This is a genomic window from Photobacterium sp. Ph5 (assembly GCF_022129445.1).
Classification (GTDB): Bacteria; Pseudomonadota; Gammaproteobacteria; order Enterobacterales; family Vibrionaceae; genus Photobacterium.
In genome coordinates this window covers 39,370-48,903 of sequence record NZ_JADQAQ010000036.1, presented here as the reverse complement: position 1 = coordinate 48,903, position 9,534 = coordinate 39,370, and the positions used below count along the sequence as shown (strand labels likewise).

At 43.4% G+C, this 9,534-nt stretch carries 10 protein-coding genes; 9 read left to right on the top strand and 1 reads right to left on the bottom strand.

Features of this window, described 5'->3' with window-relative positions:
• Positions 1-79 precede the first annotated feature (79 nt).
• Positions 80-733, bottom strand: coding sequence for a YoaK family protein (locus tag I3259_RS14145; protein ID WP_238030197.1), 654 nt, complete (start codon positions 731-733; stop codon positions 80-82).
• A gap of 290 nt (positions 734-1,023) precedes the next feature.
• Between I3259_RS14145 and I3259_RS14140 the strand changes: the two genes are divergently transcribed.
• The 9 genes from I3259_RS14140 (at position 1,024) to I3259_RS14100 (ending at position 9,483) form a co-directional block, all read left to right on the top strand.
• Positions 1,024-1,638 carry a 4Fe-4S dicluster domain-containing protein gene (locus tag I3259_RS14140; RefSeq protein WP_045083233.1) on the top strand — a complete coding sequence of 205 codons (615 nt, stop codon included), beginning with the start codon at positions 1,024-1,026 and terminating at the stop codon, positions 1,636-1,638.
• Positions 1,635-3,569, top strand: a complete 1,935-nt coding sequence (locus I3259_RS14135; protein ID WP_238030196.1) for a proton-conducting transporter membrane subunit — start codon at positions 1,635-1,637, stop codon at positions 3,567-3,569. The genes I3259_RS14140 and I3259_RS14135 overlap by 4 nt, the downstream gene beginning before the upstream one ends.
• Entirely contained in the window at positions 3,569-4,522 is a 954-nt protein-coding gene (locus tag I3259_RS14130) for a respiratory chain complex I subunit 1 family protein (RefSeq protein WP_238030195.1), read from the top strand. Before I3259_RS14135 ends, I3259_RS14130 begins: the two co-directional genes overlap by 1 nt.
• A gap of 9 nt (positions 4,523-4,531) precedes the next feature.
• The gene (locus I3259_RS14125) at positions 4,532-6,286 is read left to right on the top strand and encodes a hydrogenase large subunit (RefSeq protein WP_005366168.1); all 1,755 of its coding nucleotides are present in this window, start codon (positions 4,532-4,534) and stop codon (positions 6,284-6,286) included.
• Positions 6,287-6,294: 8 nt separating this feature from the next.
• Positions 6,295-6,843, top strand: coding sequence for a formate hydrogenlyase complex iron-sulfur subunit (locus I3259_RS14120; protein ID WP_045132255.1), 549 nt, complete (start codon positions 6,295-6,297; stop codon positions 6,841-6,843).
• The gene (locus I3259_RS14115) at positions 6,840-7,673 is read left to right on the top strand and encodes an NADH-quinone oxidoreductase subunit B family protein (protein ID WP_045083237.1); all 834 of its coding nucleotides are present in this window, start codon (positions 6,840-6,842) and stop codon (positions 7,671-7,673) included. Before I3259_RS14120 ends, I3259_RS14115 begins: the two co-directional genes overlap by 4 nt.
• Complete coding sequence (locus I3259_RS14110) at positions 7,666-8,130, top strand: formate hydrogenlyase maturation HycH family protein (protein WP_238030194.1); 465 nt, start codon at positions 7,666-7,668, stop codon at positions 8,128-8,130. The genes I3259_RS14115 and I3259_RS14110 overlap by 8 nt, the downstream gene beginning before the upstream one ends.
• Positions 8,131-8,162: 32 nt before the next feature.
• Positions 8,163-8,657: a hydrogenase maturation peptidase HycI gene (gene hycI, locus I3259_RS14105; RefSeq protein ID WP_238030198.1), complete on the top strand. Its 495-nt coding sequence runs from the start codon at positions 8,163-8,165 to the stop codon at positions 8,655-8,657.
• A gap of 277 nt (positions 8,658-8,934) precedes the next feature.
• The gene (locus tag I3259_RS14100) at positions 8,935-9,483 is read left to right on the top strand and encodes a 4Fe-4S binding protein (protein ID WP_238030193.1); all 549 of its coding nucleotides are present in this window, start codon (positions 8,935-8,937) and stop codon (positions 9,481-9,483) included.
• Positions 9,484-9,534: the final 51 nt, after the last annotated feature.

The following is a 9,534-nucleotide window of genomic DNA, read 5'->3' as shown; positions in this document are numbered from 1 at the left end:
GCCGCTTAACCGAAATGTCCAACTTTATGGGGTCACTTCAATCACGTCGGCTTTTTCGTTTTATTGGCTACAGTAACTATTAATCATCAGCAATTTCATGGGTCCAGAATAAAACTCCTGTTGCAATTAAGCTTAAAATAATCGGGACAAGTAACGCATATCTGAAGGAGTAATCCATCACTTGCGTTCCTGCAATTGCGCCAAGAAAGATGGATAACCATAAGCTGAAATGACGTAAAAAGGTGCTGCGATCGCCTTCACCCATAAGGAGCATCGCAATAGAACGTCCAGTATTAACTAAGAAACCAGTCACGTAAGTCAGCGCAGTTGATTTTTCAATGGTTAATCGCAGTGCGATATTTTGAATACCCATAGCAAAGCTTAAGAAGAAATTGGTCACAATGGGCTTAGCGATAGGCTCAACAAACAATGTTGCTGATAGCACTAATGTGACTAGCGCCATGATCATGCTGCGATAAAAAGGTTTGTTAGCAATTGCAATGGCTTCACCAACGGCAGCACCTAAAACAAATAATACGATAACCCCTATGTAGTGCCACGCTTGTGGTGCATTGCCTGATGTTAGCAATATTCCGACGTGGGTTGTGTTACCACTCATAAAAGAGATAAATAGGCCATTTTTCAGATGGATAAAGCCAATTGCATCAACAATACCTGCAATAAAAAGGAGGTAGAAAGGCATGGTTGAATGAAGGTGTTTTTTCTTAATCATTTGTCATATTCATAAAGTTGGGTGGTAAATATCCATCTGCGAAACTCAATTATAAAACAGTTCCTTCTTGTTCGTCGTTTTGTGTCGACACTACTGTCGAAATAAGGTGTCGACAGTAGTGTCGATGAGCGATCATCCTATGCTTATTTACTTTTGTTAGTGATAAAAAGTGAAGAGTAGGAGAGCGCGCTAAGTATAAGTGAATGATCTTTAGCTAATAAAATACAATAATACCTTATTGGTATGATTATTGCTTTTTGTGATGCTTTTTGCAATTAACTGGAAAGATCATGAAAAGCTTTGTTGTTGCAGATCCCGACAAATGTATCGGTTGTGGTACCTGCATGGCAGCGTGCTCCGAAGAACATAAAAAAGTCGGACTGCAAAGTCATCCTCGTCTTACCGTGGTTAAGCATGACAATGCTACGGCACCTGTGATGTGTCGTCACTGTGAAGACGCGCCTTGTGCGGCTGTATGTCCGGTACAAGCTATTTCTAAACAAGCAGATCGTGTTGTTCTTAACGAGTCGCTTTGTGTTGGTTGTACATTATGTGCAGTCGCGTGTCCGTTTGGTGCTATCGCTTTTGATGGTAGTCGACCAATCGCGATGGCAAACAGTTACGATACCTATATCCCTTCTACTCCTCGTTCTAGTAACCCATCAACGTCAATCCCTAGCACTTTTGGTCAAGATATTTTGGCATGGGAACCGGGCGTTAAAAGTATCGCTGTGAAATGTGATTTATGTGGTTTCCGTGAACAAGGGCCTGCCTGTGCGCAAGTATGTCCAACTCAAGCAATTGTGCTGATTGATGAGAGTAAAGTGATGAAAGCACGCCACAGTAAACGTGAAAGCGCGGCTGACAGTGCCGTTTCTGTGAAGTCTGGAGCTATGAACAAATGAATCCGTTAGTTTTAGTTTTATTTGCTGTGATCAGCTACGGTGTAGCGGCCCTTATTTCTTGGCTTGGCCGTAAGGATGAACGCGATAGTTTACGTTTGGCAGGTGTAATTAGTGCATTTGGTGGTGTGTTTGGTGTTTTAGCTGGCGTGTCTACCATTGTGGGTCATTATGATTCAGCAGATTTTGCACAGGCGACGCGCTGCGTGGTGAATATGGATATGCTTTCAGCCTTAATGGTGGTGGTAATATCCATAGTGACCATGGCGGCGTCTATTTATTCGATTAATTATTTAAAAGAATATCTAGGTAAATCTGGCTGGAAAATCAATATTCTATTTAACATCTTTGCTGCGGCAATGACGGTATTAGTGATTTCAGCCAATGTGATCACTTTTATGGTGTTTATGGAAGTGGTCTCAATCGCATCATGGTTGATTGTGATCAGCGATGGTAGTTTGGCAAGTCGTAAGGCAGGTCTGAATTACTTTATTGTCGATCATATTGCTAGCTTTTTGATCATGGCTGCATTTTTGATTCTATCGATAAATGCCCATAGCTATGACTTTAGTGCGTTCACGACTACACCATTAAGTGCTGGCTTTGCATCATTAACCTTCCTATTAGCGTTAGTTGGTTTCGGTATTAAATCAGCGGGTGTTGGTTTACACGGTTGGTTAATTAAAGCTTACCCTATTTCGCCTTCGTACTGTTCTACCTTGATCTCATGTGTGATGGTGAAAATTGGTATCTACGGCATCCTAAAATTCAGCATTATTTTCCTTGGCGCAACCCAGTTATGGTGGGGCTTCCTTGTTCTTATCTTCGGTGCGGTATCGTCTGTTTTAGGCGTAATGTATGCGTTAGCAGAACATGATATTAAGCGTCTATTGGCTTACCACACGATTGAAAATATTGGCATCATCTTAATTGGTGTCGGTGTCAGTATGATTGGTATTGCAAGTCATCATCCAGTTCTTGCGCTATTGGGCTTACTGGGTGGTTTATACCACTTGTTAAACCATGCGATCTTCAAAGGCTTATTGTGCTTAGGCTCCGGCTCTATTGTGTATCGTATGCATACCAAAGACATGGATAAAATGGGCGGTTTGGGTAAGACCATGCCAAAAACAGCCATTGCGTTCTTAATTGGTACCTTAGCAATTTGTGCATTGCCACCATTTAATGGTTTTGTGTCTGAGTGGTTTATTTATCAATCACTATTTAGCATGGGTAAAGTAGGAACCGCTGCAAATATGTTGTTTGGCCCGTTCGGTATGGTAATGCTGGCACTAACAGGTGCATTAGCTTGTATGTGTTTTGTGAAGGTTTACGGTATCTGCTTTACTGGCGCACCAAAAACAGAGCAAGCGGCGAATACTCGTGAAGTGGGCGCTGGTATGACAACAGCAACAACGATGTTAGCGATATTATGTATCGTATTAGGTGTGGGCTCGCCTTGGATTGCACCTTATTTCTCTGATATTGCATCTTCAATTCTTCATCTTGGCCCTGTTTCTGTTGCAACAGGTAGTGCGGTTTATCCTGCTGTTGCTGATCAAGCGATCCTCTCTACGCCTGTTATTGCAATTATGCTAGCGCTATTAGCACTTGTTCCTGCGGTATTGCTTTATGTGTTCCGTCAACGTCGTTTGGTACGTCGTCAACAAGGTGATCCTTGGGCGTGTGGTTACCAATATGAGCAGCGTATGACAGTTTCTGCCGAAGGTATTACGCGTCCAATGCGTCATATGTTTAGCCTTATTTATGACAACCGTCCAAAGCAATCTTTGATTGATCGTCATGTTTTACCTCATTTATTTGCGGTAGCTGACGGTAGTCAACTTGATGGTCGAAAAGTCTGCATTATGTGCTGCGCGGCTGCTCTATTTGTGGTGTTGTTCTTTCCTTTCATTTCAGGAGTGAGTTGCTAATGTCCCCACTTGAAATGCCTTCTGCTAGTTGGATCACGCTAGCTGTTGTTCAGGCTTTATTGATGCTTCTGCTTGCCCCTTTAGCAACCGGATTTTCCCGTGTTATTCGCGCTAAAATTCATTCTCGTAAAGGGCCGGGAGTACTACAAGACTACCGCGATATTTATAAGTTATTGCAGCGCCAGTCAGTATCACCGTCAAATGCAGGCTTTATTTTCTGGATCACGCCTTGGGTAATGGTGATCACTATGTTGTTGATCGGTATGGCATTGCCAACCGTGACGCAAGTGTCACCTTTCCCTATTTCGGGCGATATTATTACCGATATTTACTTATTGGCTATTTTCCGTTTCTTCTTTGCGTTATCAGGTATTGATTCAAACAGTATGTTTGGTGGCTTAGGTAGTAGCCGAGAATTGACTCTTGGTATCTTGGTTGAGCCAATGTTGATCCTGTCAATTGTGGTTGTTGCATTAGCAATGGGTACCACCGATCTTGGTTATATTAGCCATGCGATGGCAAATGACAGCTGGCATTCACCACTAGCGATTATCTTGGCCGGCCTTGTGTGTGCATTTGCACTGTTTATTGAGATGGGTAAATTACCATTCGATAGTGCAGAAGCGGAGCAAGAGCTACAAGAGGGCCCTGTAACTGAATACTCAGGTGCTGGTTTAGCTATGGTGAAATTAGGTCTAGGTCTAAAACAGCTTGTTGTCGCTCAGTTCTTCCTTGCGATTTTCATTCCTTGGGGTAAAGCCCAATCATTAGGTTTCGGCAGCTTATTTTCAGCAACCGTGATCTTATTTATCAAGCTTTTTGTGGTTTTCTTAATTGCAGGGATTGCGGAAAACACCATGGCGCGTTTCCGTTTTATGAAAATCCACCGCGCTATTTTCCCTGTATTTTTAGTGGCCGTGTTGGCACTTATTTTTTTAATTTTTGGTTGGTAAGAAACAATAATGACAAACAATACATTTGAACAATATGCCACTAAACCGCAATCAAATCGGATTGGCAAACAGTATGTCGATGGTGTGAATCATTTCTTTCCATCAGCCATTATTGATGAAGAGTGGCAAACGGATAATCAAGTTACTATTACGGTAAAAATGACCTCTTTGGTCGAAGTGATGAAGTGGCTTTATTACGATCAAGGCGGTTGGCTGACAGTTACATTCGGTAATGACGAGCGTACCTTAAATGGTCACTTTGCGGTTTATCACGCGCTTTCTATGGAAGGGGAAGTTAAAAGTTGGGTAACGGTAAAAGTACTGGTTGATGCCAATAGCCAAGAGTTTATTTCTATTACGCCAACCATTCCTGCTGCTGTGTGGGGCGAGCGTGAAGTGCGTGATATGTACGGCTTACGTCCAGTAGGTTTACCTGATGAACGTCGTTTAGTCCTTCCTGATGATTGGCCTGAAGATCTCCACCCACTACGTAAAGATGCGATGGATTACCGTCAGCGTCCACAGCCAACAACCGAAACAGAAACCTATAACTTTGATAACCAGTTAGGTGACGACAGCAACCGTATTGTACCTGTTGGTCCATTACACATTACTTCTGATGAACCGGGTCACTTCCGTTTATTCGTTGATGGTGAAGACATTGTTGATGCGGACTACCGTATGTTCTACGTGCACCGTGGCATGGAAAAACTGGCAGAAACACGTATGGGTTACCACGAGGTAGCGCAGTTAACTGACCGTGTTTGTGGTATTTGTGGCTTTACTCATAGTGTGGGTTACAGCAATACGATTGAAAACGCATTATCGGTTGATGTGCCATTCCGCGCCAAGATGATCCGTACTGTTTTACTTGAAGTTGAACGTCTACACAGTCACTTATTAAACATTGGCTTATCTAGCCACTTTGTTGGTTTTGACTCAGGTTTCATGCAGTTCTTCCGTGTCCGTGAAAAGACCATGGAATTGGCTGAATTACTAACAGGTGCCCGTAAAACTTACGGTATGAACTTAATTGGTGGTGTACGCCGAGATTTCCTTAAAGATCAACGCTTAAAAGGTATTGCGATGGTCAAAGAAGTACGCAAAACCTTTTCTGAGCTGGTGGAAGTGCTTCTAGCAACACCTAATATCGAAAGCCGCATTGCAGGTGTTGGTATTTTGTCTAAGCAAGTTGCTCGTGATTACAGCCCTGTTGGTCCACTTATTCGTGCCAGCGGCTTTAAGCGTGATGTGCGTATTATTCATGGACAATCTTTAGAGTCTTACGGTGATGTTCCGATGGAATTACAAACCATGGACGGCGGTGATGTGCAATCACGTGTGATGGTTCGTATTCGTGAAGTATTTGATTCACTAAATATTGTTGAATACGGCCTTGATCACCTACCACCGGGTGCAATTCTCACGGAAGGTTTTAACTACGTACCGAATAAGTTTGCCTTGGGGTTTACTGAAGCGCCGCGTGGTGAAAACGTGCACTGGAGTATGACAGGGGATAACCAAAAACTATTCCGCTGGCGTTGTCGTGCAGCAACGTATGCGAATTGGCCTACGTTACGCTACATGTTACGAGGTAACACCGTTGCTGATGCGCCGTTAATTATCGGTAGTTTGGATCCATGTTACTCATGTACTGACCGTGTCACCATTGTTGATACCAAGAAGAAGCGTAGCAAAACTATTCCATATAAAGCGATTGAGCAGTACAGCATCGACCGTAAAAACTCACCGTTTAAGCTGTAGGAGGCGTTGTGTTTAAGTTATTAAAGACCGTCTTAAAAACCGGTGAAGTAACAACCAAATACCCATTCGCACCATTGGAAGTGAATGAAGACTTCCGTGGTAAGCCAGAGTTAGACGCAGATCAGTGTCTGTCTTGTGCTGCGTGTATGCGTGCTTGTCCTGCCAATGCGTTGGTGATGGAAACTGACGAAAAAGCAGGGACTCGCCGTTGGGAATTGTCGATGGCACGTTGTATTTACTGTGGTCGCTGTGAAGAAGTCTGCCCAACGAAAGCGATTAAGCTGTCTCAGAACTTTGAGCTAGCGGTAACCCGCAAAGAAGATCTGTATGAACATGCAGTGTTCCAACTGGCGAATTGTCGCCAATGTGAACGTCCGTTTGTAGCGAAAAAGCTATTGGATTATGTGCTAGATACCTTGGCACAAACTGGCGTTTCAGCGGATCAATTAGAGTTACGTCGCCAACAATTAGAAACCTGTCCTGAGTGTCGTCGCAGTAACAATATGCTTGATAGCGAAAACGTCAGCCATCTACGTTACCTTGAGGAGGAAATGTGAAAGGTATTAAACAGCTAAATGGTACAGCTCATACCCAAACTGTTCCTGTTCCATTACCGCCTAATAGCCAGAAATTAAAAGACGCGCTCATTAAGCAGATTCGTCGCTCTGCGTATGTTTACCGTGTTGACTGTGGTGGTTGTAACGCCTGTGAAATCGAAATTTTCGCAGCCACAACCCCTGTATTTGATACTGAGCGTTTTGGTATTAAGGTTGTCGCATCGCCTCGCCATGCGGATATTCTTCTCTTTACGGGGGCTGTGACTCGCGCTATGCGTGCACCCGCGCTTCGTGCTTATGAAGCGGCACCTGATCCTAAAATTGTGATTTCTTATGGTGCATGTGGTTGTGATGGCGGTATCTTCCATGACTTATATTGTGTCTGGGGCGGTACTGACAAGATTGTACCTGTTGATGTCTACATTCCGGGCTGTCCTCCAACACCTGCGGCAACGATTTATGGTTTTGCGGTAGCTTTAGGTCTGCTTGATCAGAAACTGAAAGCGAAAACACACAACCCTGATGAGCAAAAAGCGAGCCTTAAACATACTGAAATTCCATTGGATATTAAGGTGATGATTGAGCGTCAAGCCCGCTTACTTGCAGGTTATGTTCAAGGCCAACGTATTGCAGATGAAGTGATGGATGTATTGGCAACCTGTAGTGCAGATAACGTTGATAGCAAAATTGCAGATTACTTAGCGGAAAAAGACGATCCACGTTTAACCGAAATCGTGAATATTCTGCTGAGCAAAACCATGGCTGCATTAACCGGACAACCTGCGTGTGCGGCAGAGCAAAAAGCATGCTGTGGAGGCGATCATGCCTAATAGCAAGACTGCCGATTTATCTGAAGAATTAACGCAATCTCGCCACCTTGAGCAGAATGTGTATTTCTACAGTTTGGGTCGCAAGTTTGTTGATGAAAGCTACGATGTGCCAGAAGAAGCCAAGCAAATTATGTACTACAGCTTGGCGATTGGTCACCATCTTGGTGTGGTTGATTGCTTAGATGCGGTATTGAAATGCTCTGGTTATGAGTACCTTGAATGGATTAGTGGATTAGACCAAAGCGGTGAAGCTTTTCGTAAAATGAAAGGCTTTCTGGTGTTTGGTGAAATCACGATTTATCCAGAGCATTTAAACATGTTGGCACTGGCGTTTGATGGTATTGATAGCGCGACTCAAAGCGAAAAGTCAAAGCAGTTAACCCATGGATTTATTGAAGCCTTAGGGGATATTCATCGCGAACCAACCATGTACATGATGATCCGAGGAGGACAGTAATTGTGCTAGAGGAAATTAACCTCTCTTCTGTCATGGGCGTAACGGTGTCGAATGACGATGTCGATTTGTCGGTCAGCAATATTGTATTGACGGTTGGTAACAGCATGATGGCAGATGACGGTGCAGGTCCTTTGCTTGCTAAGATGATGAAGGATAATCCGATTGCCGATTGGAGCGTGCTTGAAGGCGGCTCGATGCCTGAGGATTGCTTACACCTTATTCGTAAAGCGATGCCGAAACGGGTGCTGGTGGTTGATGCTGCAGATATTGGTGAAGAAGCAGGGGAAGTACGAATTATTGATCCTGAGACTATCGTTGATATGTATGTGGTGTCGACCCACAGTTTGCCGTTGAATTTCTTAATTGATGAATTGAAGACCTTTATACCAGAAGTGATCTTCATTGGGATACAGCCTGCGATTGTTGCTTTTTCATTCCCGTTAACGGAAATGGTGCAGCAAGGTGTTGAGCAAATTTATCAACAATTACCAATATGGCAAGGCTCTAGCTGTTTTGAACATTGTTAGCATTATATGGCATGGGTGACGATGCCCAATCGTTTGCCTGTCGATAAAGTGTCGATGAGATGTGACGAAGCGTGTCGATGATGGTTATCGATACGTATCGCACATGTTCGTTGCTGTAAATAAAGCCTGATCTCGATCAGGCTTTATTTTTTTGTCTTAAATATTAAGAGGTTGAGTTTTTACTGTTCAAGGTGTAAAAACTGGCATAACTCATGCTTATAAGGTATCGCAATGCGAAAGTGTATTGCGATGTATCGACATCAACAAGGGATACACCATGAACCGATTTGTATTTGCAGATCCCAACTTGTGTATTGGATGCCGAACTTGTGAAATCGCTTGTGCGTTATCGCATCAAGCTGAAAATACGGCTGCTGGAATGGAACCATCGGATTTTTCACCACGTTTAACTGTCGTGAAAAATGCCCATGTAACTACGCCTGTAATGTGTCGTCAATGTGATGATGCGCCGTGTGCTCAGGTTTGTCCCAATAACGCCATCGTTTTAGAAGATGGTTTTGTCAAAGTGATTCAATCACGTTGTATTGGTTGTAAAACCTGCGTTATTGCATGTCCTTACGGTGCAATGAATGTAGTAACAACGATGGTTGAAGAGACAAAAGGTGCTGCGTTGTTTACGCGTAAAGTACCGCAAACCCAAGCATTAAAATGTGATTTATGTCATCACCAAGAGTCTGGTCCTTCTTGTGTTCAAGTTTGTCCGACTGGTGCGATTCGAATCATTGAGCCTGAAACGTTGACTGAAACTAGCCAACAAAAACGTGAAGCAGCGGCAATGAGCGCTGTGGTAGCAACAGGTTGCTAAGGTGATTGTTTAATCACAACGATATTGACGTTTATTATTACAACCCAAGGT

Bases quoted from the DNA above. Each gene is read 5' to 3' on its own strand.
- I3259_RS14110 (WP_238030194.1), top strand. From the start codon at position 7,666: ATGCCTAATAGCAAGACTGCCGATTTATCTGAAGAATTAACGCAATCT.
- I3259_RS14100 (WP_238030193.1), top strand. From the start codon at position 8,935: ATGAACCGATTTGTATTTGCAGATCCCAACTTGTGTATTGGATGCCGA.
- hycI (WP_238030198.1), top strand. From the start codon at position 8,163: ATGGGCGTAACGGTGTCGAATGACGATGTCGATTTGTCGGTCAGCAAT.
- I3259_RS14145 (WP_238030197.1), bottom strand. From the start codon at position 733: ATGATTAAGAAAAAACACCTTCATTCAACCATGCCTTTCTACCTCCTT.
- I3259_RS14130 (WP_238030195.1), top strand. From the start codon at position 3,569: ATGTCCCCACTTGAAATGCCTTCTGCTAGTTGGATCACGCTAGCTGTT.
- I3259_RS14140 (WP_045083233.1), top strand. From the start codon at position 1,024: ATGAAAAGCTTTGTTGTTGCAGATCCCGACAAATGTATCGGTTGTGGT.
- I3259_RS14135 (WP_238030196.1), top strand. From the start codon at position 1,635: ATGAATCCGTTAGTTTTAGTTTTATTTGCTGTGATCAGCTACGGTGTA.
- I3259_RS14125 (WP_005366168.1), top strand. From the start codon at position 4,532: ATGACAAACAATACATTTGAACAATATGCCACTAAACCGCAATCAAAT.